Genomic DNA, 26,215 nt, shown 5'->3' on the forward strand with positions numbered 1-26,215 from the left:
CATATAATGGGCTAATCCACTTATTTTTTGACGTTATTATTATAAAAACAGAAATGATACACAGTCAAACAAATCTGTTTTTATTTTACAAAATGAGTCTATAGAATTACTGGTTTTTCGCTTTTTATCTAGTATTTAACAGTTTTTTGGTCATATATTCTTAATAAGTATCCACCGACTTCGGTGGACCTTTCCGCCTATTGATTTTTTACTACGTTATTATTGTACTATTTCTTTTTCATCGTGCTTCAACATCCACTTGCTTGCTTCTCACAACTTTTTGTTTTTTTAAGTTTATGGCAGTTTTTTGTTGATTTACGTACCTCATTCTCTTCATAATGTAAGTACGTGAAATATTCGAAAAAGCAGGGGTTTTTTATGACAAAAAAGACAGATCCGTTTAAGTATAGTCTTGATCGTTTAGAGGATGTGGCAGACCAAATAAGTGATGTGCTCAATTGCCCTATTACTATAGAAGATACTCATCATCGATTATTGGCATATAGTACACACAATGATTTTACTGATCCCGCCAGAACTTCAACCATTATCTCCCGCCGGGTACCGGAAAAAGTCATCAATCGGCTTTGGAAGGACGGCATCATTCCTACACTCCTTAAAACAGACGAACCGCTTCGTGTCCCTCAAATTGCAGAGGTGGGTTTATCTAGCAGGGTCGCCATATCCATCTGGAAGGATAAAGAAGTGCTCGGATTTATTTGGGCGATTGAATCTACGCAGCCATTTTCAGAAGAAGAAATGGACCTTCTCAAAATGGCAGCACATGCCGTGAAAAACAAATTACTCAATTTACAAATTCGAAAAACGAAAACAGAGGAACGCAATCAGGAGCTTTTCTGGAAAATGCTCACGGGTCATATTCATGAAAAGGATGAGATGCTTGACCTTTTTTTAAGACTTGGCATCAGATGTCCAGACACATATGCCATCATCATCTTCCGTCTTCGTGACGAACTCACAGAGGAGACAGAAAAAAAGCTGTCCTATCTGCTTGAAACAACACAGCAAGTACAGGTATTGTTAACGACTGTTGATTTTCACGAATTCATTATTCTTGTCTCACCAAAAACAGAACATCCACTTCAAGATATTAAACAATTCACAAGCGGCATGCTGCAGCAGCTTGCGGACCGGTATCATATTCAGCATGTTCAGGCAGCAATTGGAGGAATTTACGATAACATATCTCAAATTCAGCCTTCCTATAAAGAAGCACTGGCTGTATTAAAAACGAAAGAACGCTTTCCAGTTGAAACAGAACGTTTAAACAGCTTTTCTGAACTAGGCATTTATCAATACCTTGATGTGCTTGCTGAGAAGCGAAAGGGCTCTTCTTACTCCAGTTACTCTTTATCGAAGCTGGAGGATTACGACCTGAGGCATCATTCCAACCTCGTCGAAACACTTGAACGGTTTATTGACTGTGACAGCAATGCCAATATTGCCGCAAAGCAATTAAATATCCACATCAATACCTTAAATTATCGATTAAAACGGATTACAGACATCGCAGAAATTGATTTAAAAAACATGAATGAGAAAATGACCATATACCTTGATATGAAGCTAAAAAACGTCCATTTGTGAAATTTCACAAAGAGGCGTTTTTTTATTTTTTATTTCAACCGAAGAATTTTCTAAACTTTCAGGATACACTAGACATACAATATCAATAGATAAGCATAGGAGGAATAAACATGATCATCGGCATTCCGAAAGAAATTAAGAACAATGAAAACCGAGTGGCATTAACACCAGGAGCAGCTTCTCAATTGCTTTCAGCTGGACATCAGATTTTAATTGAAACAAACGCTGGTTTTGGAAGCGGATTCACTGATGACGATTATGTATCTGTTGGTGCAGAGATTCTTGATCAGGCGAAAGATGTATGGGCATCTTCTGATATGATCATGAAAGTAAAAGAACCATTACCTGAGGAATATCCTTATTTCAGAGAAGGACTCATCTTATTTACGTACCTGCATCTAGCCGCAGAGCCCTCCTTGGCTGAAGCATTAAAACAAAAAGGCGTTACAGCCATTGCTTATGAAACCGTAACGGACGGAAAATCACTCCCTCTTCTCACACCTATGTCTGAAGTAGCAGGCAGAATGGCCGCTCAAATTGGTGCACAATTTTTAGAAAAGCCAAAAGGCGGAAAGGGTATTTTACTTGCAGGTGTACCAGGGGTATCAAGAGGAAAGGTCACCATTATTGGCGGCGGAGTTGTTGGAACAAACGCAGCGAAAATGGCAATCGGACTTGGCGCAGATGTCACCCTGATTGATGTAAATGCAGAACGCCTGCGTCAGCTGGACGACCAATTTGGCCATCAAATGAAAACGTTAATGTCCAACCCTGTCAACATTGCAGATTCAGTCAGTGAAGCAGATCTTCTCATTTGTGCTGTGCTGATTCCTGGTGCCAAAGCACCGACACTTGTGACAGAAGAAATGGTGAAACAAATGAAACCTGGTTCTGTCATTGTAGATGTAGCGATTGATCAAGGCGGCATTGTCGAAACCATTGATCATATCACAACCCATGACCAACCTACTTATGAAAAACACGGCATATTGCATTATGCTGTCGCCAACATGCCAGGTGCGGTTCCGCGGACATCAACTGTTGCGTTAACGAATGTCACTGTTCCATATGCACTGCAAATTGCGAATAAAGGCGCTGCAAAAGCTATTAGAGAAAACAAAGCCATCGCAGAAGGTGTCAATGTCATGAACGGACATATCACGTACGAAGCGGTTGCTCGTGATCTCGGCTATGATTACGTACCTGTCAGCAAAGCCATCGATGCCACTTTTATGACCGAAGCTTAATCTACTCCCCGCCCTCTTGATGGGCGGGTTTTATTGTTAACCTTAAATAAAAACAAGTTGACAAAATTTCTTCTTCCCCTTAATCTATTTGTACAGATAAGACAGGGGGAAACATCATGCAAAAGAAGACACGAACTGCTGACTTTGTGCTAGTCGGAATGTTTGCTGCACTCATGGCTATCGGGGCCAATATTACATCCATTGTGCCGTTTTTACAGGTCGGCGGAATTCCACTTACGATGCAGCCGTTTTTTTGTGTGCTTGCCGGTCTCTTACTCGGCAGACGGCTCGGGGCATTAGCTATGATTGTCTATGCCTTGATTGGAATTGCTGGTGCACCAGTATTTGCTCAGTTCTCTGCGGGCTTTGGGGTCATTTTAGGCAAAAGCGGCGGCTTTGTATTATCATACATCCCTGCTGCCTGGCTTGCCGGATTCATTCTGGAAAAAAGAAAAAACCCTGGCTTTGGTCGCTTTTTGCTTGCAGCCATTGCTGGTACGACCGTGATGTATGTGATTGGAACGACCTATACATACCTCGCATTAAATGTATGGCTCAATGCACCGATTTCCTATCAAACCACATGGTTCTTTATGATCTGGTTTATGGTAAAAGACTACGCATTGACTATATTACTTGCGATGCTGGCACCTAAAATTTATCGCTCTGTATCCAAAGCCACATCCTTTCGAAAACAAGAAGCTGTATCATAGAAAAAAGAGCCTGTCATCATTCAGGCTCTTTTTTCATCATTACTCAGCGTATTGATCTATGATTTGTTCTAGCATTCCTTCAAGCACTTCTACATTTTCAAGATCTGATGGACTGAAGCGGTAGCGCGCAAGCTGTTCTCCTTCATTATACATCTCTTCGAGCCATCCTCTCAGGCCTCTTGCTCTGCGGTCGACTTCAAAAACAATGTCTAAGCCGCCTTCATCTATCAGAAAAATCAGCTCTAGCTCATCAAGCATATAGCGATAGTAGTCTGATGTCGGAATGAACTCGAATTCTTGGACGAATGGCAGGCGCCGCTGAAAGTAAGGTGCTTGCTCACAGTCTGCTTCATTTAGGTGGAAGCCAAGATTTCTAGTGGCCTCCAGTACATTTCTCACCCAAGGGTGTGCTTCAACGAAAATGCGGTCATAGTCAGATTTATCGATTCCGCCTTGGATATCAAGGTCTGTCATTACTGCAATTTCTACTTTTCCGATCGTCATCGGGGTATCGATAGGAAGAATAAATGAAAACGGAAATTCATGCTTTTCTCCAGGCTGGATGGTAAAAGAATCCGTCACCCGTAAAGTAAAGATATTCGCATATTTTCTTTGCTCTTCATCATCTTTCACAATCACATACTGTGTTTGAATCTTGACATTGATATAGCGGATGTCCTGAGCAATTTTCCCGCCCTTTACATGGACAGTTCCCTTTACTTCTTGTCCTGGATAATAAGCGTTTTTCTCCAAAATGGTATCTACTTTCGCTGCACCAATCCCAGCACTTGCCGCTAGCTTTTTAAAAAATGACATATCCCATCTTCCCCTTTTCATTTTTATCAGCATATATACGTAAGATAGAGGAAGAAAGATTCATTTAATTCATACTTTTGTCCTAATTATTTTTTCATCTGCGAACAACAAAAAAGCTTATAGAAAAAACATCATCGTTTTCTCTACAAGCTTTTCATTTTACAGAATAATCGCCGCCAGCCAGCCGAACAGAACAAGCGGAATATTATAATAGATAAAAGTCGGGACACAAGTTCCCCAAATGTGGTGATGCTGTCCATCCATATTCAATCCAGATGTTGGTCCAAGCGTACTGTCACTTGCAGGTGAACCTGCATCTCCAACAGCCGCAGCAGAGCCAATAATGGCAATGGTGGCCATTGGACTAAATCCTAAGTGTAAGCAAAGTGGAACAAAGATGGTTGTAATAATCGGAATCGTTGCAAATGATGATCCGATCCCCATTGTCACAAGCAGGCCGACAAGCAGCATTAAAATCGCTGCAAGGCTCTGGCTGTTGCCGATAAATTGGGAAGATGCTTTGACAAGAGATTCAATGTCTCCTGTTTTTGTTAAAACGTTGGCAAACCCAGCGGCAACAAGCATAACAAAACCGATAAATGCCATCATATTCATTCCAGATGTAATGAGTTCATCTGCTTCATCGCGTTTCATCATTCCAGTCACAAACAAGACAAGCAGTCCTGCGAGTGCACCGAAGATCATTCCTTCCACACCAAGGCTTTGCGATAGATAAAGCTGGACAATCAACGAAACGAGAATAGCAAGACCGGCAAAGAATAAGCTTTTTTTCGTATAAGCCGATTTCTCTACATCTGTAATTTCACGATTCTCATATTCCTTCGGCTTTCGATAGACAAAAATGGAAACAATCAAGCCAAGAACCATTCCTGCTACAGGAATCAGCATCGCATACGGAATATCTGCAAGGTTTACGGTCAGACCCGCTTCCTTCATATTGTCACGAAGCATTCCGTGGAAAATCTGTCCAAAACCGACTGGAAGTAATATATATGGTGCAGTGAGTCCGAAGGTAATGACACACGCTAGCAGTCTGCGGTCAATCTGAAGCTCGTTAAACACCTTTAATAACGGCGGAATTAAGACTGGGATAAAGGCAATGTGAACAGGAACGACGTTCTGTGAAAAACAGGACACGATCAAAATGACAAGAACGATGAGCACTTTTGATAGTGTTTTCCGTCTTGAATCCCCTTCTTTTCCTAGAAGCTTCACTGCTCCTTCAACCATAGCATCTGGTAGACCTGTTTTCGTCAGTGCCGCAGCAAATGCCCCTAATAACGCATAACTAATCGCCACGGTTGCATTTCCTCCGAGTCCGTCCGTAAAGGCGTTCACTGTTCCTCCCAAGCCTAATCCACCTGCAAGTCCGCCAGCTAAAGCGCCTATTGCCAGCGCAATCACGACATTGACCCGCAGCAAGCTTAATATCAACATTAAAACAACCGCTAAAACAACTGCATTCATGGTGAAACCCCCGAAATCCTTTAGTTTACTAATGTAGTAGATAATTAAAGTACCAACGTATGTTACCATAGAAAAAAAACTTCGTCAAATGGCGTATGTCCTACATAAAAAAAGCTCTGCCATCCGGCAGAGCCCTATCCTTTATTTTGTTCCTTCAAATCGTTCCACAAATGTAGCAAGTGATCTTACCATCACACCTGTTGCCCCTGTTGGCCCAAAGCATGAAGGTTTTTCTGTTGTTGCAGTTCCTGCAATATCTAAGTGAACCCAAGGCGTATCCTCTGCGAATTCACCAATGAAAGCCCCTGCCATGATCGCATGACCATCACGGCCTGGTGAGTTATTGAGGTCAGCCATTTTGCTGTTTCGAACTCGTTTCTTATCTTTTTCCGTGATTGGCAGCTGCCAAATCATTTCACCGCATTCTTCTGATGCTTCTTTAAACTGAGCGTACAACTTATCGTTATTAGTCATCACACCTGTTGTCTCATTTCCAAGCGCCACAATGACACCGCCTGTTAATGTTGCCACGTCTATAAGGATAGAGGCACCGTGCTGCTTCGCATATGTCACCCCATCTGCTAAAACAAGACGGCCTTCTGCATCTGTATTGAGCACTTCGATTGTTTTACCGCTTAGTGACACAATGACGTCATCCGGCTTCATAGCGTCTGCGGAAATCATATTATCCGTTGAGGCGATGACCGCAATGACATTTTGCTCTGGGCGAAGTTCTCCGATGATTTCCATTGCGCCTAGAACAGAGGCTGAGCCGCCCATATCTGTTTTCATGCCAACCATACTCGCTCTTGGCTTTAAAGAGTAGCCGCCGGTATCATACGTGATGCCTTTACCAACAAGGCCGATGACGTCTGTCCATTCTTCCTTGCCTTGGTATTTCAGCACGATGAGTTTTGGCGGTTCTGTTGAGCCTCTATTGACGGCTAAAATACCGCCCATTCCGAGCTCTTCCATTTGTTCTTTATCTAAAATTTCAATCTCAAATTCATATTTATATGCAAGCTCTGCCGCATACGAAGCGAGATCAGAGGATGTGAGCATGTTCGGCGGCATATTCACAAGGGTACGGGCCGAATTGACTGACTGTCCGTATACTTCCCCGACTTTCAGACTCGCTTGAATTTCAGCTTGATCATGCTCCGTCGTTGCATAAACAAACTCGATAAAGCGATCTGGTTCATTTGTTTTATGTTTAAAATCCTGTAATTCATATGTAGCTAAAAGGCAGCTTTCAGAAAGGGCATGGGCTGCATCTTGAGCAGGCAGATCCTTTCCAACAAACGTATCCAGCAAGACAGAAACCGCTTGCTTTTTATCTTGATGAAGCTTTTTAAATAAATGGGCAAACACTTCTTTTGCCTCTTCAAACGTGTAATCTGATTCCTTCCCAAGCCCGACAAAATAAATGCGTTTGATGCCTGTTTCAGGGGATGGGAAAAACTTCGAAAGCTGATTTCGTTTGGATGAAATATCGCCTTCTTTTAATAATTCAGTGATTCTTCCTTCAAGTAATTCATCCATTTCTTTTGCTTTTCCTGATAATTGGCTCTTTTGAAAAAGTCCGATCGCCAGTGTATCTTTATGCTGCAATTCATTTGTCGAGAAAAACATATTTATCACACGCTCCTTAATGAACTCCATTTTTCACATTGGAACTTCTATTATATCAAAATTTGCGTGCCTATACGATCATTGCCAGTCTGTCTTTACTTGATGAACATTTATATTTTCACACGTGGAAGGGCATCATGAAAAAGCACCGAAAACCTAAGCAGCCTGTCCGTGTTCTCCTCGTTCCACATCTAGTTTCTTTAATGTTATAATGAACATGGACTTGGCAGCATTTTTTACTGCTATCATTTTTTCATCATACTAGGATTTTTAGTTCATCATTTCGCACGATATTTTTTCTTAAAGAGAGGATGTTTCTTGTTCATGAGCGTACTGACGAATTTTCCGCTGCTTGCCAGCCTAGCAGCCATCTTTTTTGCACAATTTGTAAAAGTACCGATTCAATTTATTATTTCTAGACGACTAGATTGGTCGCTCATTACAAGCACAGGCGGAATGCCAAGTTCACACTCCGCAGCAGTAACAGCACTCTCCACAGCAGTGGCTTTAGAGCACGGGCTAGATACATCTATCTTTGCCATTTCCGCCATCTTTGCCATTATTACTATGTTTGATGCGACAGGCGTTCGCAGACAGGCAGGAGAACAGGCGACTGTTCTCAACAAGCTCGTAACAGATTTTAACCGATTTGTTTCCGAAGCAAAGAATTTCCCAAATGCGGAAGAAAAAGAAAAGCAAAAGAAATTAAAAGAGCTTCTTGGTCATAAGCCGATTGAAGTCTTCTTCGGCGGTTTAACAGGGATCTTGCTGACACTCATCTTAGATTATTACTTCATGTAGAAGCGAAAAAGCTTTGGACCTTAAATGGCCCAAAGCTTTTTTATTCTTTATTGGCTTGAAACTGCTGACGGAATACTTGCATCGATTCTGCTTCATTGAGCTGATTTAAGTCTTTTTCCGTTAACGTCCCTTCACCCTTTTTGATGATATACACATCGAGCACTTTTTTACCCCATTCTCTATACACATCATCAACGGTTTCATAGTATAAATCAAGCTTATGACCTTTAATCGCTTTCCCGGTATCTGCAACGACACCGTAGCCATAGTTTGGGATAAACAGCACCGTTCCAATCGGAAAAACGGATGGGTCGGCTGCCACTGTTGAATATAAATCACGTTTCACTTTGACGCCTGAATATGTAATGCCATATGCATGATGTTCCTTCGTTTTGCCTGTTGATTCCACACCTGCTGTATAGCCGGTTGCCACAACCTTCTGCTTCGGGTAATCGTTCCAATTAAACGCCTCTTCGAGAGAAACAGATCGCATGTCTTCACTTTTGAGTGCCATCGTTTCCCTTTTTGGCTGCTGAAAAAAAGAAGATACTTGCTTGCCCGCATCGGTCTCTTTCACCCACGCAGCTAAATCACTTGGTTCGACTCCAGATATGCCCGTAAAGCTTGTCAAAAGTGCAATCATGAATAGCGCTGTCATGAACAATCGTTTCATCCATGTTTTCATCTCTATTTGTCACTCCTCTACCCATCTATTTGTTTCCAAACAAAATGGAAACTATGCAAAGGAGAAACAAAAAAACCCACTTGCGTGTCCACAAGTGAGTTAAAACATTTGATACCCTCTTTTTCGAAGTGCATTAATGACAAAACCTGATGCGATCGCACCAATCAGGCCGCTTAATAAGATGATGATATCTGCCGCAGCGAGTGAGACGATCCGGTCTCCTATTCCTGAAAAAGCAGTGCCAGGCTCTCTTACATAAGCGATCATCTTTTGATTGTTAATAATGAAAAGGCATACAATTGGATATAAAATAGCCATAATCCATGACATTCTCAGCAGCATATTGAGCAAAAAACCAATGCCAAAGAATAACACGAAAAATAAAATAACTGAAATGATAACGACTGGTAAACTGATCACTTCATCTCCACCCCCAAATATCCCATCATTAGTTTAACTTGGAAATAGAGATGAAGTCAATCAATGGAAAAAGCAGAACGATTAACGCTTCTTTCCTGTCCCTTTACATTCCTCACACGTTTCAGATCCGCCGAGCAATAGCTGAAAATACCCTTTTCCTGAACAATATTGACAGGCTGATGTTTTTTCCTTTGTTTGTGCATTCATATTGCTCACTCCTTAATCTAAATTTTCTGATAATTCATCATAACATATTTTTCTGTCCAGTACCAAGTGAGAAAATATTCCGTCAAACATGAAAAAACGTGTACCACAGGGATACACGTTTTTGTCTATATCGGTTTAGAAGAACTTGAATTTTCCTTTTTTCAGAACAAGTCCTGGTCCGCCAACCATGAATAATGAACGGTTGTCGATGATTTTTTTCATTGCAGAAGCTTTTGTTCCTTGAAGTTTTTTACCAAACGCAACACCTACAGCGTCGTGTTCACCAAGAGAAGCAACTGTTCCTTTGATGTCTGGCTTAAAGCTTTCAAGAGAACCGCCTTTTACTAGTGCTGCAAGGTTTTTCGCTACTGTTTCACCTTGCTGCATAGCGATTTGTGCAGTTGGTGGGTATGGACGGTTGATTTCTTCATTGATAATCAATGAACAGTCACCAATGATGAAGACATCATCATTTTCTGGTACACGAAGATCTGGAGAAACTTTTACGCGGCCGCGCATGTTTTCAAAACCAGCTTCTTCAACGATTGGGTTACCGCGTACACCTGCAGCCCAAACAACAGTTGCAGCTTTGATTTCTTCTGTATCATCGTCTTTTCCAACAATGATACCTTCAGGCGTACATTCTTTGATCGCTGTACCGATTTTGAACTCAACACCTTTACCTTGAAGGTAGTTCATCGCATAGTCGATCAATTCTGGATCGAATCCAGGAAGAGCTGTTGGCGCAGCTTCTACACAAATGATACGCACGTCTTTTTGATCAATGTCATACTCTTTGCAAAGCTCAGGCACACGGTTTCCAAGCTCACCAAGGAACTCAATACCTGTGAATCCAGCGCCTCCGACAACGATCGTCAAACGCTCTGGACGTTTTTCAGCATCCGTATTATACGTAGCAAATTGAAGCTCGATGTGCTCACGAAGCTGACGAGCAGAGTTGATGTTAGAGATTGAGAATGCGTATTCTTTCAGTCCTGCAATACCAAATGTTTCAGGAACAGCACCAAGTGCAACAACAAGGTAATCATAAGAAAGTTCGCCATCTGATGTCACAACTTTCTTCGCTTCCTTATCAATGCTTTCAACTGTTGCTTGTACAAAGTTGACACGGGAACTGTTAATCACATCTTTGATTTGATAACGACAGCGGTCATGATGAAGTGTACCTGCACTTGCTTCATGTAACCATGTTGTTTCGTAATGATAATTATGCTTGTTCACAAGAGTAATATCCGCATCATTTGTGCCAAGCTGTTTTGTTAATCTTGTTACAGTCATTAATCCGCCATAACCTGCACCTAATACAACGATTTTCGGTTTATTCACTGGAATCACATCCACCTTTTTTAAATTTGCTGTAAAACGGATAAAGAATTACATATCGTTATTCTCAACCGCTTTGCGGCATTTTATGAAATTTAAACAAAAAATAAGTATGTGAAAATCTGAACTTTCACCTACATAAAACGAAAGCATTTGACCGTATCCGACAAAAATTCATAAAAAATTAATATTTAGTTCCCTTAACAATAATAGCGAGTTCTGCTCCAATTTTCAAGGCTTTAAACTGAAAATCCTTATGATAAACGGTCTTTCTCACTTTTTCCTCCTTTTCAAAGCTTCAGCATCAAAAAACGACAAGTTTTTCAAAACAAGTCAAACGACGATATGTGGTATGATATGATATAGTGATAACAATTTTCATTTGGGAGGATTAAAGGAATGCAAGAAGATTCTAAGGTATATGACATTACCGTTATCGGGGGCGGCCCAGTTGGATTGTTTACTGCGTTTTACGGAGGCATGAGACAGGCAAGTGTGAAAATCATTGAAAGCCTTCCTCAGCTCGGCGGTCAACTATCCGCTCTTTACCCTGAAAAATATATTTATGATGTGGCTGGTTTCCCAAAAATCCGCGCACAAGAATTAGTTGATAACTTAAAGGAACAAATGGATAAATTTGATCAAACCATTTGCTTAGAGCAGGCAGTTGAAACAGTTGAAAAGCAAGCAGATGGGATCTTTAAACTTGTCACAAATCAAGAGGTTCATTACTCTAAAACGATCATCATCACAGCTGGTAACGGTGCATTTCAACCGAGAAAGCTTGAATTGGATACAGCAGAATCATTTGAAGGAAGCAATCTGCACTACTTCATTAATGACCTGAACCAATTTGCCGGCAGACGCGTGGCCGTTCTTGGCGGCGGAGACTCTGCGGTGGATTGGGCACTTATGCTTGAACCAATCGCAAAAGAAGTATCCATCATTCACCGCCGCGATAAATTCCGCGCACATGAGCACAGTGTAGAAAACCTGCACAACTCGAAAGTCAATGTGCTGACTCCATTTGTGCCAACTGAGCTCATTGGTGAAGACCGCATTGAACAGATCGTGCTAGAAGAAGTCAAAGGCGACAAAAAACAAGTGCTTGATGTGGACGATGTGATCGTCAACTTCGGTTTCGTTTCCTCCCTTGGACCAATCAAACAATGGGGCCTTGAAATCGAAAAGAACTCCATCGTAGTGAAATCTACAATGGAAACAAACATCGAAGGCTTCTATGCGGCAGGAGATATCTGCACGTATGAAGGAAAAGTCAAATTGATTGCAAGCGGATTTGGTGAAGCACCAACTGCTGTCAACAATGCGAAAGCCTACATGGACCCGAAAGCCCGTGTACAGCCTCTCCATTCCACAAGCTTATTTGAAAACAAATAAGAACGGATCAAAAAAGGAGTTCCCACTCGCGGAACTCCTTTTTCGTTTATTTAAAAACCCCAATATAGGCATTTGCCATTCCAAGTACCATTGCAGCAAGCAGCACCACAACAATCCCTGCCACAACCAAAATCACCCGATCCTTCACACGTTCCTTTTTCGGAAGCGGCTTCTCAATCCCGCAAGCTGGACACGTTTTGGAACGATACGGAATCAGTTCATGACAGTTCCTGCAATTGATTTGTTCACTCAAACCTCAGCAACCTCTTTTCTCACTACAGTTTATGTTTGGTTTTCATGATACTCTTTTCGAGTGGAAATAGCCAGTTGTTCGGGCCAGCTGTAACAAAATTGAGCGATTTTCGAAAAAAACACAAACAAGATCAACAATGATATAAATTTTTAAAAAGATGATTGACCCTAACGCAACGTCATATTTTATAGTGGATATCAAGAGAGGTGAATTGAAATGAAAGTGAAAGAAGTAGCTGAATTATTTGGTATTAGCATTCGTACACTTCATCATTACGACAAGATTGGTTTATTGACTCCAAGTGAAGTCACAGATAATCGTTATCGGCTCTATTCAGAAGAAAACCTTGAAACATTACAGCAAATACTATTTTTCAGGGAACTTGGATTTCCATTGAAGGAAATCCAAAAGATGATGCACAATTCTTCATTTAATAAGAAAGAAGCATTTATGCTACAAAGAAAAATGTTAATAGAGAAACGAGATAATCTCAATAAAATGATCGGAAATATTGATAAGACGCTACAACATTTAACGGGAGAAACTCAATACACATATAAAGAGAGGTTTGAGAATATGAATATGAAATTTAGTCAATATGAAGAAGAAGCTCGTCACCGTTGGGGAAATCAAGCTGTTGATGAAGTCAGCTCAAAACTAAATCATTTGTCTAAAGATGAACAAATTGAATTATCTGATAGCTGGGATAGCATATTGAATAAACTAGCCTCTCTTCGCAGCCATTCCCCTAAATCCAAAGAGGTGCAAATCGTCATCAAACAATGGTACGACTTTTTAAACGAAAACTTTCGTTATTACTCTCTTGATGCTTTTTACGGTTTAGGCCAACTCTATATTCAAGATGAACGTTTCACAAAGAATATAGATCGTTATGGTGAGGGCTTGGCATCATTTATGAGCGAAGCGATGAAAGTCTTTACTACTCTTCATAAAAGAGGGAACAGCTTTGAAAATGATGATTGAGAATACAATCGATTAATACGAAACGTTATTCTCAACGAAACACAACAAAGAACATTTTTTCCGACACACCATGATGAAACCTTTTGAAAAGATGTGAAAGATGAACAGAGGAAATACTAAGAAACTGCGAGCTTTTTTCTAATTAAATATCTTTATAAAGAGGACGTGCTGAGTGATTGAAGTCATGTCCTTTTTTTGCATCTTTAAAAACAACACAAAAAACCTCCTCAAGAAAATGATTAATATGAGGAGGTCTTCATTATACAAATGGTTTTACAGAATGAATCGCTTTAACTCTTAACACTCTTCAGGCGTACCGGTATTCGTTGCTGTTCTGAAAGAAGAACCGCACCCGCATGATGCGATGGCGTTTGGATTGTCAATCGTGAAACCGCCGCCCATTAGTGATTGTTTGAAATCAATGATGGTTCCGTTCATGATATCAAGGCTTTCGGAGTCGACAAGGACATTGATGCCGTGCTGCTCGAACTGCGTGTCTTTCTCTGAGACTTCATGGTCAAAGCCCATGCCGTACGAAAGACCGCTGCAGCCGCCGCCTTTTACGCCCACTCGCAGGAACGCATTTTCTTCTTCATGTTCTTTCATCATATCTTTAATCTGCAGTGCAGCAGCTTCTGTAATGGTTACTGGTGTACTCATGATCATCCCTCCTTTTGACTGGATGTTTCTTTTTCAATTATAAACATGATGATGCCTTTTCTCAAATAAATGGTTTAGAGATAAAATATCCCGTCACAAATGGTCTCCGCAGGTCCTGTCATAAGCACGTGGTCATTGTCTTTCCAGCGAATGATGAGGTCTCCGCCTGCTAAATGAACTGTCATGTCTGTTTCTTTTTTCGCCTGCCCATTCACAATTGTGGATACAGCCGCAGCACAAGCCCCTGTTCCGCAGGCCTGTGTAATGCCTGAGCCTCTTTCCCACACACGAAAATGCAGTTCGGTTTCACTGACAACTTCGACAAATTCTACATTGACGCCTTCTGGGAACATGTCATGTTTTTCGATGATCGGTCCAAGTGTATGAAGAGGCGCTTTTTCAATGTCTTCTAAATAAAAAACGATGTGCGGATTTCCCATTGAAACGGCTGTTCCATTTAAATTCGCAGTGCCGAAATCAAGCGGCTCATTAATTGTTGTGCTGGCCGGTTCACCAAGCATCGGCATCGCTTCTTTTTCAAAACGTGGTTTTCCCATATCTACTGTGACTAGCTGAACATGACCATCCTGAGCGTGAACGGTAGCTTCAACGAGTCCTGACAATGTCTCAATCTGGAACGTTGTGTCCGTCACAATTTCATGCTCATACACATACTTTGCAACGCAGCGCAGCCCGTTACCACAGTTTTTGCCCTCTGATCCATCATTGTTGAAAATGCGCATCTTCACAGGTGCAACATCTGATGGGCAAATCAGGATCATCCCGTCAGAACCGATTCCTGTATAAACAGAAGAAACGCGGATCGCTATCTCTGATAACTGCTCTTCTGGAAGCTGTTCCTTCATCTGATTAACGTAAATATAATTATTTCCTAATCCGTGCATTTTCGTGAATTGAAATGATGTCATGAGCTTCCTCCAAAAATGTTGTTTCTTTATAGTATAAAAGGAGTCGATTCAGGAGACAATCTTATCATCCCCCGTTTTTCATACATAGAAGCTCTTTGCTGCCATGGCAAAGGGCTTTTATTATGCATATGCCTCTTTTTCTCTCGTGTGATGCTTCATATTGATGATATTTTATTAGCATAACATATTGGATGCGCTTTCTATTCATTCTCCTTAAAAATGGAAGGTGGAAGAGTGAAAAAAATGCACCTCATGACCTATGTGGTGCATTTAAAACATGTCGTTTTCCTCTATAAAAGCATAAATACGCTCGACTAGCTGCTCTGCATTTTCTCCTGAAACAAATTCTCCATTCACAAGTGCAAATGGGGAGTCCATACATTTGCCGCAATAGCTTAAACAGCCGTATTCCATTACGTCTAGGTTTGGGTCTTTTTCAAGCTTCTCTTTTGCTTCTTGAGACCCTTGTGCAAGATTACTTACACAAAATTCGATCAGTGGAAACACTGTGCTTCACCTCACATTGCCTTACCATCCTACCGAAATTCCTTGTATTAGTCAAAATATGAGCTTCATCTGTATCGTTACGCCTATTCCTCGTAAAATGTTTTACTATTTAGGACTAACTGATGAATATGTAGGTTATTTTGAAACAATTATTGTGGTTTCACAGTAAATTCGATATAATTTTATTTGGTATTTTAACTTAAAGTTTTTTAGTATAAGTGTTTTTCAATGTCTACGGGGAAAAGGAGAATCGTCATGAAAAATTTAGTCTTGATCGGCGGAGGTTACGGGAATATGCGGGTTCTCCACCGCTTATTGCCAAATCAATTACCTGATGATGTCACTATCACATTAATTGATCGAAATCCTTACCACTGTTTAAAAACAGAATATTATGCACTTGCTGCTGGAACGATCTCTGATCATCACATTCGAGTATCTTTTCCAGAGCATCCGAAGCTGGATATTCAATACGGGGAAGTAGAAAAAATTGATATTGAAAACAAACAGATCTTATTCAGCGACCGTGAACCGATTCCGTATGATGATACGGTGATTGGACTCGGCTGTGAGGACAAGTATCATAATGTCCCTGGTGCAAAAGAACATACATACAGCATTCAAACCATTGATCAGTCAAGACATGCGTATAACAAATTAAACAATTTGAGCGCAGGTGCAACGGTTGGCATCGTCGGTGCTGGACTTAGCGGGGTAGAGCTGGCCAGTGAACTAAGAGAAAGCCGTGCTGATTTAAACATTATTCTTTTTGACCGCGGAGAGTTGATTCTATCAAGCTTCCCAAAAAGATTAAGTTTGTATGTGCAAAAGTGGTTTGAAGAAAATGACGTAAAGATCATTAACTGTGCCAATATTACAAAGGTTGAAGAAGGTGTCGTTTACAACCATGATGACGCGATTGAAGCAGATGTCATCGTATGGACAGCAGGAATACAGCCAAGCAAAGTGGTACGAGAGATGGATGTTGAAAAAGACGCACAAGGCCGCGTCGTATTAACTCCTCATCATAATCTTCCAGGGGATGAGCATGTATATGTCGTAGGTGACTGCGCAAGTCTGCCTCATGCCCCAAGTGCACAGCTTGCTGAGGCGCAGGCAGAACAAATTGTCCAATCTCTGCAAAAACGCTGGAAAAATGAGCCGCTTCCTGAGGCTTATCCACAGTTTAAGCTAAAAGGTGTTTTAGGTTCTTTAGGGAAAAAAGCCGGCTTTGGCTTAGTGGCTGATCGTCCACTTGTTGGTCGGGTGCCAAGACTCCTGAAATCTGGACTCCTTTGGATGTACAAGCATCACAACGGCTAAAATCATGTGAATTTTTTCTCAAAGCTCCTTCGTGACGAGGGAGCTTTTTTCTATGAAACGGCATGTGCCGATGAGTTGGTCCATTTGATCGGAGCAAGGGCAAGAATGCAGTCTTTACGAAAAGTTCTCATCGTCTTCTTCGATAAACAATACGCTTGGATAAGCTGATCCGTTTGACGGTGTACAATGATTTTTCTCTTTGTGCACTCTCCGTTTTTCTTCATATAAATCATCTCAATCGGTACTTGCTGATGAAGAGATTGTTTCAGTAAATAATTCATGATGCTCACGCTCCTTTCATTTCATTATAAACGAACAAATGTTCTTTTTCAATACAAAAAAGGAACGTTTGTTCGTTTTATTCTTCAAAAAAAGAACAGCTTATTCACTGCTCTCCTTGTACCCGTATTTCTCCATTTCTTGATAAATGTCTTTTAATTTCGGATTGCCCTCTCCAACGATTTGATCCTCTACTAAGACAAGTGGATAAAAGAATTCATCATCAAGAATTCGTTCAGACAATTCCTTTTGTTGTTCGTTTTCTGGCGGGTGCTCAATATCAATATATGTGATGCGAAATGGCTGATTCGGATATTTTCGTTTTAATGCTGCATCTAACCATTCAAATGTATCTTTTGAAGAAGGCAGATTCACACAGCTAGCGCACAGTACATCTCTTCCATATACATAAAGATCGACAGTTTTGTTCATTTGACAAGCCCCCTATTCTTTCTTCATTTTAGCTGAATTTTCTGGATGAAAAAAGTCAAAATCACTTTTTGTTTCAAGATGAGATTGTGCTATAATGAGAAGGAAACTTTGAAACCAATCAATAGATTTTTATCGTCCAGATGAATATAATGGTGATATGTTGTGAAAGGAGCGATTATATCTAATGACTGAAGTCGAAATGAAAGACCAAGTACAGGAAGTACTGGACAAACTTCGTCCATTTCTATTACGTGATGGTGGAGACTGTGAGCTTGTAGACATTGAAGATGGCATTGTGAAATTACGTCTTCTTGGTGCATGCGGCAGCTGCCCAAGTTCAACCATTACATTGAAAGCCGGTATTGAGCGCGCATTATTAGAAGAAGTGCCTGGCGTTGTAGAAGTTGAACAGGTTTTCTAATTCATATATGACATGAAAACGACCCAATTAGGGTCGTTTTTTTCATGATTGACAAAGGCTTTAGCCCTTTGTCTTCTTTTCAGCATGATAAGAAAAGGACGAGTACTGGCGCGGAGCGAATTTTCTATTCGTGAGCACCAGCACGCAGGACTGACACCGAATGCGAGGGTTTGTCAGCACGCTGAAGGGTCGTTTTTTATTAGGCTAGCTTTTCTCTAAACCATTCCTTTATAAAGGTCAGTCTTTGAATACGCTGCCCCGGGTGGCCGTTTCTGGATAAATCATGAGATGCCTTCGGGAATTTGACCAATCTTGTATCTTTCCCAAGCTCCTTCAATGCCACAAAAAGCTGTTCTGCTTGATCAACTGGGCAGCGATAATCTTCATCGCTGTGCAGGATGAGAAGCGGCGTATTCATCTGCTTCACATATTTTAGCGGAGAACGATCCCATAGCTTATCGACAGAATCATAAATATCCCCATCAATCTGCCACCTTGTAAAGAAATAACCGATATCACTAATGCCATAAAAGCTAATCCAGTTTGAAATGGAGCGCTGTGTGACAGCTGCGCGGAAGCGGTCGGTCTGACCGACAATCCAGTTGGTCATAAAACCGCCATAGCTCCCGCCAGTCACGCCGAGTCTTGTTTCATCAAGGAAATCATAGGCTTTGAGCACATGATCAACAGCCTGCATAACATCGTCATAATCAACGTCACCATAACTTCCTCTCACACGGTCGGTAAACATCTGTCCGTATCCATGACTTCCGTGCGGATTGATATACACGATGGCATAGCCTTCAGAAGTAAGCATTTGAAATTCATGAAAATACGTATAACCATACATCGCATGCGGTCCGCCATGAACCTCTAGAATGAGTGGATATTTCTCCCCCTCTTCCATCTTGGAAGGCTTCATAAACCAGCCATGCACCTCGTCGCCATCTTTTGACTGAAAAGAAAATGGTTCAGGTTCGGATACGACATACTCCTTTAGAAAATCATGATGCTCAAACGTGATTTGTTTTAGTTCTGTCTCCCCTAATGTCAGCTCATACAGCTCACTTGGTGAAACAGGTGAAAGCTGGCTGAGCAGCAGTTTGGTTTCATCTGGATGAAGGCTGAAATTGGTGATATGTTCCGCCTCTAGTCGAACTGGATAGGCTAAACCTTCTATAGAGAAATAATAAATCCCTGTACTACCTTGATCAGAAACAAGCGTATAAAATCCTTGGCTGTCTTTTGTCCACTGTGGAACCTGATAGGCCTCTCCCATCACGCTATCTCCTGCCATACAGTTTCCAACATACATATCGAGCATTTCTGACAGCTGAACCGCCTTGTCTTCTTTCAGATCATACAGCCATAATGATGGGAAGGTGGCATTTTGAAATTCACGCTCATGTCCAATATACAAAAGACTCTCTCCATTTGGAGAAAAAGATACGGTGGAATAAGCGCCGTTTGCTTGTGTGATCTTTTTTGTCTGACCATCTTCTAATGACAGAAGACACACGTCACTTATGTAAGGTATCTGTGGATTTAATTGAATAAAGGCAAGCCATTTTCCACACGGGGAAACGGTATGATTCATATGATGAACCTGCTCGCTCGTGACAGGCTCTACCTCTCCTGAACGGATATCCACTTTCACGATCTGTGTGACACGCCCATCTAGAAAGCCTCTTCCATCTGCTTTATAGGTCAAATCATCATATACCGCTGGAGCAAATTCATCTTGCTCTTCCTTTTTTTCATCATGAACAGATTCTGATTGTTTCAATGACACAGCCGCATAAATGAATGCTCCGTCGGGAGAAAAGACAGGGTGAGATACTCCGTATGGAATCTTCGTTAAAGTACGTACGCCGCCTCCTTCGCTCTTTATGAGTGCGAGCTGAGGGACTTCCTTTGGCTTTTGCAAAATAAAAGCAAGCTGCCTGCCGTCCTTTGACCAAACTGGCTGATGATGCTTTCCATCCTCAAATGTCCATTGTGCCAGCTCCTCTGTCTCTTCATCTCGAACCCATAAGTGGATGTTGTAATCGTCCTTTTTCTCATTCACAGTGACTTTTGTAAAGACTGCCTTTTTTCCATCTGGTGAATAAACCGGATGAGAAACGGAAACAATCTTCGTTAAATCTTCTGCCGTCATCAATTTCTTCATGAATGTATCTCCCCCTTATATGCATAAAAAATAGTTCGATCCTCTAAATAATAATCCCTGCTTCTTCCCATAAAAACAAGCATAAAAAAGAACGTGCAGATTCACAGCACGTTCTCAGATTGCTGAAAAAGGGCTAAAATGATCTTTATTTTAGCTCTTTTTCTTCTTTTCAGCGTGATTGAAAACCCTTGAAGTCTAGGAAGAACGAGCACTGGCGCGGAGCGAATTGAACATTCGTGAGCACCAGCGCGCAGGACTGACAAAGAATGCGAGGGTTTGTCTACACGCTGGGAACGTGCAGATTCACAGCACGTTCTTTACTTGATTAACAGGATAATGCTGCACGACAACACCTTCTACAGGTACCGTCAGCAAGTCGACTTCGCAATGCGGGAAGTTTTGGGCAAGCTGTTCTTTCAGTGCTTCTCCCTTCCCTTTTTCCACTAATGTGAGGATCGTCGGTCCAGCACCGCTCAAAGCCGTTCCATACGCTCCTTTGAGCGAAGCGACATGCTCTACCTTCGACAGCTCTGGAACGAGCATTGTGCGGTAAGGCTGATGAAATAAATCCTTATTCATCATTTCTCCAACAAGCGGCCAGTTTTGTGTCATTAAGGCGGCAACAAGTACGTTGCTTACAGCACTCGCACTAACAGCATGCTTATAGGAAAAATCCTCTGGCAGGACATCACGGGCATCCTTTGTGAGCACTTCATAAAAAGGAATCACCACGACGACATCTACATCCACATGCTGCACTTTAACGGCATGGGTTTTGTCTTCTTCATGAAGACCAATCAGTAAACCACCGAATAAAGAGGCACCCGCATTATCTGGATGACCTTCTACCTCACTTGCATAAAAGAGCTTCTGATCATCTGTCATGTTTAATTCAAGAAGCTGATTGGCGAGTTCAATGGCGGCCACGATGGCAGCAGCACTGCTGCCAAGCCCCCGTGCCAATGGAATATCACTCCACACTTTGACATGAACAGGCGGGAGTGTTTTTCCAAAGTCATCTGCGACCTTTTTGGCTGTTTGATAAATCAGGTTGTCGGTGCCTGATGGAATCCCAGACACGACATCTGTTTCTGCTTCAAACAGCCAGCTATCATGGTCATAGACCGATAGCTTTAAATAGCGGCTGAGTGCCATTCCAACTGAATCAAAGCCTGGTCCTAAATTGGCAGTGCTTCCCGGTACTGTGATTGAAAAAAGCATGGAGGCTTCACTCATACGCGTGCGGCCTTTTCTAAGTGTTCAAGAATTTGATCTTCATCTGCATCGAGTGTAACCGGCTTGATTTGTGAAATATCAATAGCCGCATTTGGATCTTTCAGTCCGTTACCTGTTAGTACCGCAACAACTTTACTGCCTGGCTTGATTTCACCAGATTTCACCTGCTTTAACACGCCCGCAATCGATGCACATGAGCCCGGTTCTGCAAACACACCTTCTTCACGTGCAATCAATTGATACGCATGAAGAATTTCCTCATCAGTCACTTCATCAATCTTTCCGTTTGATTCATCTGCGGCTGCCACAGCTTGTTTCCAGCTCGCTGGATTTCCGATACGGATAGCTGTTGCCACTGTTTCTGGCTGCTCAATCACTTCATTTCGAACGATTGCCGCTGCACCTTCTGCTTCAAAACCACGCATGACAGGCAGTCCAGTTCCTTTTTTCTCATGATATTCCTTGAAGCCTTTCCAGTAGGCTGTGATGTTCCCGGCATTTCCAACAGGAATCGCTAGTACATCCGGGGCTGAGCCTAGCTGCTCACAGATTTCAAATGCTGCTGTCTTTTGTCCTTCAATTCGATAAGGATTGACCGAGTTAACAAGAGCAATCGGCGCTTTTTCACAGATGCTGCGGACGATTTTCAGTGCATCATCAAAGTTGCCGTCAATGGCAATGATCTCTGCTCCGTACATGACAGCCTGTGCAAGCTTACCGAAGGCAATTTTCCCGTCTGGAATGATGACAATACATTTCATATCAGCACGGGCTGCATATGCCGCTGCTGCTGCAGAGGTATTCCCTGTTGAAGCGCACATGATTGTATCATTGCCTTCTTCTTTAGCCTTTGCAACGGCCATGACCATTCCTCGATCCTTGAAAGAACCTGTTGGATTCACGCCTTCTGTTTTCACATGAAGCTCAATTCCCAGCTTTTCTGAAAGCTTGGCGAGATGGATCAGCGGTGTATTCCCTTCATTTAATGTTAGTTTAGGTGTAGATTCGTTTACTGGTAAGAATTCTTGAAATTCTTCAATGAGTCCATTCCATTTCATCAGCTTAAACCGTTCCCTTCTACTCGGTACGTGCTCTTCACTTGAACCACCACGTCGAGGTCGTTTAATTTTTGCAGGATATTTGAGAAATCTTCTTCTGAGGTCTGATGTGTAATAATCACAATTTCAGCCAGCTCATCGTGTCCTTTCACAGGAAGCTGAAGGATCTTTTCAAAGCTGATGCCTCTTTCAGAAAAAATAGATGTAATGCGGGAGAATGCCCCGACTTGATCTCTGACATGAATTCTTAAGAATTGCTGAGCAAATACTTCTGATGATGATTTGATCTTCTTTTCAAACTGCGGTGCGATAAATCCGCTTCCGTTCACGCCAAGGCGCATGTTTTTCATTACTGCGACTAAGTCTGATACAACAGCTGTTGCCGTTGGCAGACTTCCTGCTCCAGGTCCGTAAAACATCGTTTCTCCTACAGCACTTCCGTAGACATACACCGCATTAAATTCATTGTTAACGGATGATAATGGATGATGATCAGGAAGTAAGGTTGGCTGAACGCTGACCTCTACTTTCTCTCCGTCCCGCTGAGCAATTCCAATCAGCTTCATTGTATAGCCAAACCGCTTACTGAAATTAATATCCTCATCAGAGATATCTGAAATACCTTTCACCTTGACGTCCTCTAAATCTACATTCATGGAAAAGCCGAGTCTTGCAAGAATCGCCATTTTCCTTGCTGCATCCAGTCCTTCTACATCAGCTGTTGGATCTGCTTCTGCAAAGCCAAGATCCTGTGCTTCTTTTAAGACATCCTCATATGCACTTTTATCGACATTCATTTTCGTTAAAATAAAATTCGTTGTACCGTTCACAATCCCCATCATCTTGGTGATTCGGTCAGAGGCCAATCCTTCCTCCAGCGTACGTAAAATCGGAATTCCTCCGGCAACACTTGCTTCATAATAAAGATCACAGCCATTTTCTTTCGCTACATGTAAAAGCTCCGTACCGTAAAGTGCCATTAAATCTTTATTCGCTGTAATGACATGCTTCTTCTCATTCAACGCATCTATTAAATATTGTTTTGTCTCTTCAATGCCGCCCATCACTTCAATGATGACGTCGACCTCTGGATCTCTAATCACATCGTATACTTCAGTTGTGAAGACCTCTCTTGCGACATCCACATCTCTTTTTTTATCGGGATTGCTCACAAGCACTTTTTGTATTAATACCGGACAGCCGATTTGGTGCATTAATTTATCCTGATGATCTTGAATAATTTTTACGACACCGCTCCCCACTGTTCCTAATCCTAATAGCCCAACTCGAATTGCCTTCACCTGAAATTCCACCTTTCTCCATAAATGTCCTCTCTAAAAAGACATTTGTTAACCTTACACAGACATTCAATGTACACACATTATAAAGGGGTATCCTCATTTTGACAAGGTAATAAAATAAGAGATTGTCAGAATGAAACCGCTTAACAGCTATTTATATCAAGATTCTATATTTTCAAAATATTTTTGTCAGAAAAGCTCCCGAACACCGGGAAGCTTTATATTATGAACGAACCGGCGTTTTGGCTGGCTCGTCTTGTAAGACAAGCGCAATATTCTCTGCACATAAACGCATCATCGTTTTTCTCGTTTCGACACTAGCACTTCCAATATGAGGGAGGACCGTGACGTTAGGTAATGTCGTTAATGGATGAGATGGACTGACAGGCTCTTGTCTAAATACATCTAGACCTGCGCCGGCAATTTTTCCTGTCGTGACAGCCTCGTATAAAGCATCCTCATCCACTGTCTGTCCTCTTGATACGTTAATGAAATAAGCAGAGTTCTTCATCAGATCAAATGCTTGTTCATTAAACATGTCTTTCGTTTCCGGGGTTAACGGCGTCAGACAGACGATGAAATCAGACTGTTTGAGCAGTTCCTCAAAATCCGCATATGTCACACCAAGCTGCGCTTCTGCCTCGGGTTTTCTGGAACGATTATGATAAAGGACATTCATATTAAAGCCTTTGGCCCGCTTGGCAAGTGCTGTTCCAATGCTGCCCATTCCGACAATCCCGAGCGTTTTGTGATGAACATCCGCACCGGCAAGAAGAAGCGGCCCCCAGCCTGTCCAATTTCCATCCTTAATCCAATCACTCGCCTCGACAATGCGTCTAGCTGACGCCATCAGAAGGGCAAAGGCTAAATCAGCCGTCGATTCTGTTAAGACGTCTGGTGTATGACATACAGTGATTCCGCGCTTTTTGGCTGCTTCAACATCAATATTGTCATAGCCAACAGCAAGGTTTGCGACCACCTTGATATTCGGAGCCTTTGATAAGAGGGGCTCATCTATTTGATCTGACAGCATGGTGAGAAGCGCATCCGCTTTAGCTGCTTGTGTTTCTAGCTCTTCTCTTGGACACGGCTCATCCTCGCTCGGCCACATCTCAACATGAGCGACTTCTTTTAATGGTGTAAGTGATGCTTCATCAAGCTTTCTTGTGATATAGACATAAGGTTTCGTCAAGAAGAACACTCCTTTAATCGATTTCTTTAAGCATATCGAAAAACGCCTCAAGAGAAAAGAGACGTTTCGTCTGTTCACTGAAACTTCAAATCAGCTGCAGGCTGAATCCAGCCAATAGCCGGAATGGGGCTCCCACCGCTTCGCATGGCGCTCATTTCTTGAAAAACCTTTAGAAAGTATTCATAGCGATTGGCATCATTTAAAACGTAATCTAACCGCTCTTCATAATATGCTTTTTCATTTTCTCCCGACATGTAGTAGCCTTCCACAATTTCAAAATAATGAAGCGGGAACAGCAGACGGCTGTATAATAAACGCTTTGAAAAGGAGGAAAGAGGTGTCACCTGTTCATATTGCTGAAGAAAGGAAAAGCCTTCTTCCACTAAATCTTCCTTATGCTGGACAAAGGTTTCTCTTAAATATTCTGCAATATCACGGGTTGGATGATCAAAGACCCAATCCACAGGTATACGAATCGGCTGCTCATGCGGCCATGTCATACGTGAAAAGCGCTGGTGACAGACAGTGCCTGAGTCACCTTCTTTCGGTTCATCATCAAGCTCAGTATCGACTAAATATTGAATGGCATTCTCCGTTAATCCAAGATAATACGGAAACGATTCAATGAATTTTTGTTCAAACCGTTCCAGCGGTTTTTGATGCATTTGCTGCATCCAAAAGCCTTCAAGCTGATCTAATCGTTTTGCCCATAATTCCTTCCAGGCACCGACACGTTTTGTTTCGGATACTTCATATGGAAAGCCTCTTCCCCTAACATGAAAGGCGGCCAGCTCTGACGCTTGCTGAAACGAGCGGCTTGAGATCGGAGGCGCTGCTTTTAATAAGGCGTACTGCTCCTTCCCATGAGTAAAGGTGGGCTTTTCTTCATTTGTTAATTCAAACACAGCGACGTATGGGTCTCCAGCATTCAGTAAATACTGACTGATATGATACATCTCTGCGAGTTCTTCTTCTCGCAAATGAGACACAGGAACAATGAGGAAGAGAGCCTCCGCCGTTTGAAAGCTCTGATAACTGCCATATGGCATAAACTGACGAACATCAATACCAAATGTGTGATAAATGGTTTCTTTCATGTTTTCACCTGCGT

26 protein-coding genes and 1 pseudogene are annotated in these 26,215 nt (G+C 41.9%); 8 read left to right on the plus strand and 19 right to left on the minus strand.

Annotation, left to right across the window (positions count from 1 at the left end):
* Positions 1–378: 378 nt before the first annotated feature.
* The 3 genes from NST59_RS14905 (at position 379) to NST59_RS14915 (ending at position 3,568) form a co-directional block, all read left to right on the plus strand.
* Positions 379–1,608, plus strand: coding sequence for a PucR family transcriptional regulator (locus NST59_RS14905; protein ID WP_039181162.1), 1,230 nt, complete (start codon positions 379–381; stop codon positions 1,606–1,608).
* Between the two features lie 110 nt (positions 1,609–1,718).
* Positions 1,719–2,855 carry an alanine dehydrogenase gene (gene ald, locus NST59_RS14910; protein WP_064498094.1) on the plus strand — a complete coding sequence of 379 codons (1,137 nt, stop codon included), beginning with the start codon at positions 1,719–1,721 and terminating at the stop codon, positions 2,853–2,855.
* Positions 2,856–2,971: 116 nt separating this feature from the next.
* Positions 2,972–3,568: a biotin transporter BioY gene (locus tag NST59_RS14915; RefSeq protein ID WP_341040795.1), complete on the plus strand. Its 597-nt coding sequence runs from the start codon at positions 2,972–2,974 to the stop codon at positions 3,566–3,568.
* A gap of 39 nt (positions 3,569–3,607) precedes the next feature.
* On the opposite strand, the gene NST59_RS14920 is transcribed toward NST59_RS14915, so the two are convergent.
* From NST59_RS14920 to NST59_RS14930, 3 genes are all read right to left on the minus strand, one after another.
* Positions 3,608–4,384, minus strand: coding sequence for a sporulation protein (locus NST59_RS14920; protein ID WP_129192967.1), 777 nt, complete (start codon positions 4,382–4,384; stop codon positions 3,608–3,610).
* Between the two features lie 159 nt (positions 4,385–4,543).
* On the minus strand, positions 4,544–5,872 hold the full coding sequence (locus NST59_RS14925; protein WP_341040796.1) for a Na+/H+ antiporter family protein: 1,329 nt from the start codon (positions 5,870–5,872) through the stop codon (positions 4,544–4,546).
* A gap of 141 nt (positions 5,873–6,013) precedes the next feature.
* Positions 6,014–7,504 carry a leucyl aminopeptidase gene (locus tag NST59_RS14930; RefSeq protein WP_341040797.1) on the minus strand — a complete coding sequence of 497 codons (1,491 nt, stop codon included), beginning with the start codon at positions 7,502–7,504 and terminating at the stop codon, positions 6,014–6,016.
* Positions 7,505–7,828: 324 nt separating this feature from the next.
* Here NST59_RS14930 and NST59_RS14935 point away from each other — a divergent pair, with 324 nt between their 5' ends.
* Positions 7,829–8,305 carry a divergent PAP2 family protein gene (locus NST59_RS14935; RefSeq protein ID WP_024423347.1) on the plus strand — a complete coding sequence of 159 codons (477 nt, stop codon included), beginning with the start codon at positions 7,829–7,831 and terminating at the stop codon, positions 8,303–8,305.
* Positions 8,306–8,345: 40 nt separating this feature from the next.
* On the opposite strand, the gene NST59_RS14940 is transcribed toward NST59_RS14935, so the two are convergent.
* The 4 genes from NST59_RS14940 to NST59_RS14955 all read right to left on the minus strand — a co-directional run bounded on the left by NST59_RS14940 (position 8,346) and on the right by NST59_RS14955 (position 10,970).
* Positions 8,346–8,990: a 3D domain-containing protein gene (locus NST59_RS14940; RefSeq protein WP_039181168.1), complete on the minus strand. Its 645-nt coding sequence runs from the start codon at positions 8,988–8,990 to the stop codon at positions 8,346–8,348.
* Between the two features lie 99 nt (positions 8,991–9,089).
* The gene (locus tag NST59_RS14945) at positions 9,090–9,410 is read right to left on the minus strand and encodes a YuiB family protein (protein ID WP_039181171.1); all 321 of its coding nucleotides are present in this window, start codon (positions 9,408–9,410) and stop codon (positions 9,090–9,092) included.
* Positions 9,411–9,491: 81 nt separating this feature from the next.
* A complete protein-coding gene (locus NST59_RS14950; protein ID WP_158333015.1) occupies positions 9,492–9,617 on the minus strand; it encodes a YuiA family protein in 126 nt (41 codons plus the stop codon).
* A gap of 135 nt (positions 9,618–9,752) precedes the next feature.
* Positions 9,753–10,970 carry an NAD(P)/FAD-dependent oxidoreductase gene (locus NST59_RS14955; RefSeq protein WP_024423350.1) on the minus strand — a complete coding sequence of 406 codons (1,218 nt, stop codon included), beginning with the start codon at positions 10,968–10,970 and terminating at the stop codon, positions 9,753–9,755.
* A 390-nt stretch (positions 10,971–11,360) separates the two neighbouring features.
* On the opposite strand from NST59_RS14955, the gene yumC reads away from it, so the two are divergent.
* Positions 11,361–12,359 carry a ferredoxin--NADP reductase 2 gene (gene yumC / locus NST59_RS14960; protein WP_039181175.1) on the plus strand — a complete coding sequence of 333 codons (999 nt, stop codon included), beginning with the start codon at positions 11,361–11,363 and terminating at the stop codon, positions 12,357–12,359.
* A 46-nt stretch (positions 12,360–12,405) separates the two neighbouring features.
* Here the strand turns inward: yumC and NST59_RS14965 are convergent, their stop codons facing one another.
* Positions 12,406–12,612 carry a hypothetical protein gene (locus NST59_RS14965; RefSeq protein WP_012011136.1) on the minus strand — a complete coding sequence of 69 codons (207 nt, stop codon included), beginning with the start codon at positions 12,610–12,612 and terminating at the stop codon, positions 12,406–12,408.
* A gap of 216 nt (positions 12,613–12,828) precedes the next feature.
* On the opposite strand from NST59_RS14965, the gene NST59_RS14970 reads away from it, so the two are divergent.
* Complete coding sequence (locus NST59_RS14970; RefSeq protein WP_180272439.1) at positions 12,829–13,596, plus strand: MerR family transcriptional regulator; 768 nt, start codon at positions 12,829–12,831, stop codon at positions 13,594–13,596.
* A 297-nt stretch (positions 13,597–13,893) separates the two neighbouring features.
* Here the strand turns inward: NST59_RS14970 and NST59_RS14975 are convergent, their stop codons facing one another.
* From NST59_RS14975 to NST59_RS14985, 3 genes are all read right to left on the minus strand, one after another.
* Positions 13,894–14,256 (minus strand): HesB/IscA family protein, encoded by a 363-nt coding sequence (locus NST59_RS14975; RefSeq protein ID WP_024423354.1) that lies wholly within the window; start codon positions 14,254–14,256, stop codon positions 13,894–13,896.
* 74 nt (positions 14,257–14,330) lie between these two features.
* The gene (dapF, locus tag NST59_RS14980) at positions 14,331–15,185 is read right to left on the minus strand and encodes a diaminopimelate epimerase (protein ID WP_341040798.1); all 855 of its coding nucleotides are present in this window, start codon (positions 15,183–15,185) and stop codon (positions 14,331–14,333) included.
* A 270-nt stretch (positions 15,186–15,455) separates the two neighbouring features.
* Positions 15,456–15,692, minus strand: a complete 237-nt coding sequence (locus NST59_RS14985) for a YuzB family protein (RefSeq protein WP_008346813.1) — start codon at positions 15,690–15,692, stop codon at positions 15,456–15,458.
* A 255-nt stretch (positions 15,693–15,947) separates the two neighbouring features.
* Here NST59_RS14985 and NST59_RS14990 point away from each other — a divergent pair, with 255 nt between their 5' ends.
* Complete coding sequence (locus NST59_RS14990; protein WP_034282611.1) at positions 15,948–17,015, plus strand: NAD(P)/FAD-dependent oxidoreductase; 1,068 nt, start codon at positions 15,948–15,950, stop codon at positions 17,013–17,015.
* A gap of 50 nt (positions 17,016–17,065) precedes the next feature.
* Here the strand turns inward: NST59_RS14990 and NST59_RS14995 are convergent, their stop codons facing one another.
* Positions 17,066–17,296 carry a hypothetical protein gene (locus NST59_RS14995; RefSeq protein WP_039181181.1) on the minus strand — a complete coding sequence of 77 codons (231 nt, stop codon included), beginning with the start codon at positions 17,294–17,296 and terminating at the stop codon, positions 17,066–17,068.
* Between the two features lie 100 nt (positions 17,297–17,396).
* Positions 17,397–17,726 (minus strand): YuzD family protein, encoded by a 330-nt coding sequence (locus tag NST59_RS15000; protein WP_034282615.1) that lies wholly within the window; start codon positions 17,724–17,726, stop codon positions 17,397–17,399.
* A gap of 121 nt (positions 17,727–17,847) precedes the next feature.
* On the opposite strand from NST59_RS15000, the pseudogene NST59_RS15005 reads away from it, so the two are divergent.
* Positions 17,848–18,147, plus strand: a pseudogene (locus tag NST59_RS15005) (NifU family protein).
* A gap of 199 nt (positions 18,148–18,346) precedes the next feature.
* Here NST59_RS15005 and NST59_RS15010 read toward each other — a convergent pair.
* The 6 genes from NST59_RS15010 to yutH form a co-directional block, all read right to left on the minus strand.
* Complete coding sequence (locus NST59_RS15010; protein ID WP_144490164.1) at positions 18,347–20,317, minus strand: S9 family peptidase; 1,971 nt, start codon at positions 20,315–20,317, stop codon at positions 18,347–18,349.
* Positions 20,318–20,620: 303 nt separating this feature from the next.
* Positions 20,621–21,553: a homoserine kinase gene (gene thrB, locus NST59_RS15015; RefSeq protein ID WP_039181185.1), complete on the minus strand. Its 933-nt coding sequence runs from the start codon at positions 21,551–21,553 to the stop codon at positions 20,621–20,623.
* Entirely contained in the window at positions 21,550–22,611 is a 1,062-nt protein-coding gene (gene thrC, locus NST59_RS15020; RefSeq protein ID WP_341040799.1) for a threonine synthase, read from the minus strand. Before thrC ends, thrB begins: the two co-directional genes overlap by 4 nt.
* Positions 22,611–23,912: a homoserine dehydrogenase gene (locus NST59_RS15025; protein WP_047202460.1), complete on the minus strand. Its 1,302-nt coding sequence runs from the start codon at positions 23,910–23,912 to the stop codon at positions 22,611–22,613. The genes thrC and NST59_RS15025 overlap by 1 nt, the downstream gene beginning before the upstream one ends.
* 223 nt (positions 23,913–24,135) lie before the next feature.
* Positions 24,136–25,104, minus strand: a complete 969-nt coding sequence (locus NST59_RS15030) for a 2-hydroxyacid dehydrogenase (protein ID WP_341040800.1) — start codon at positions 25,102–25,104, stop codon at positions 24,136–24,138.
* A 74-nt stretch (positions 25,105–25,178) separates the two neighbouring features.
* The gene (yutH, locus tag NST59_RS15035; protein ID WP_058838102.1) at positions 25,179–26,201 is read right to left on the minus strand and encodes a spore coat putative kinase YutH; all 1,023 of its coding nucleotides are present in this window, start codon (positions 26,199–26,201) and stop codon (positions 25,179–25,181) included.
* Between the last annotated feature and the right edge of the window lie 14 nt (positions 26,202–26,215).

Source organism: Bacillus sp. FSL R5-0439 (assembly GCF_038008805.1).
In the GTDB taxonomy this organism is placed as follows: Bacteria; Bacillota; Bacilli; order Bacillales; family Bacillaceae; genus Bacillus; species Bacillus safensis.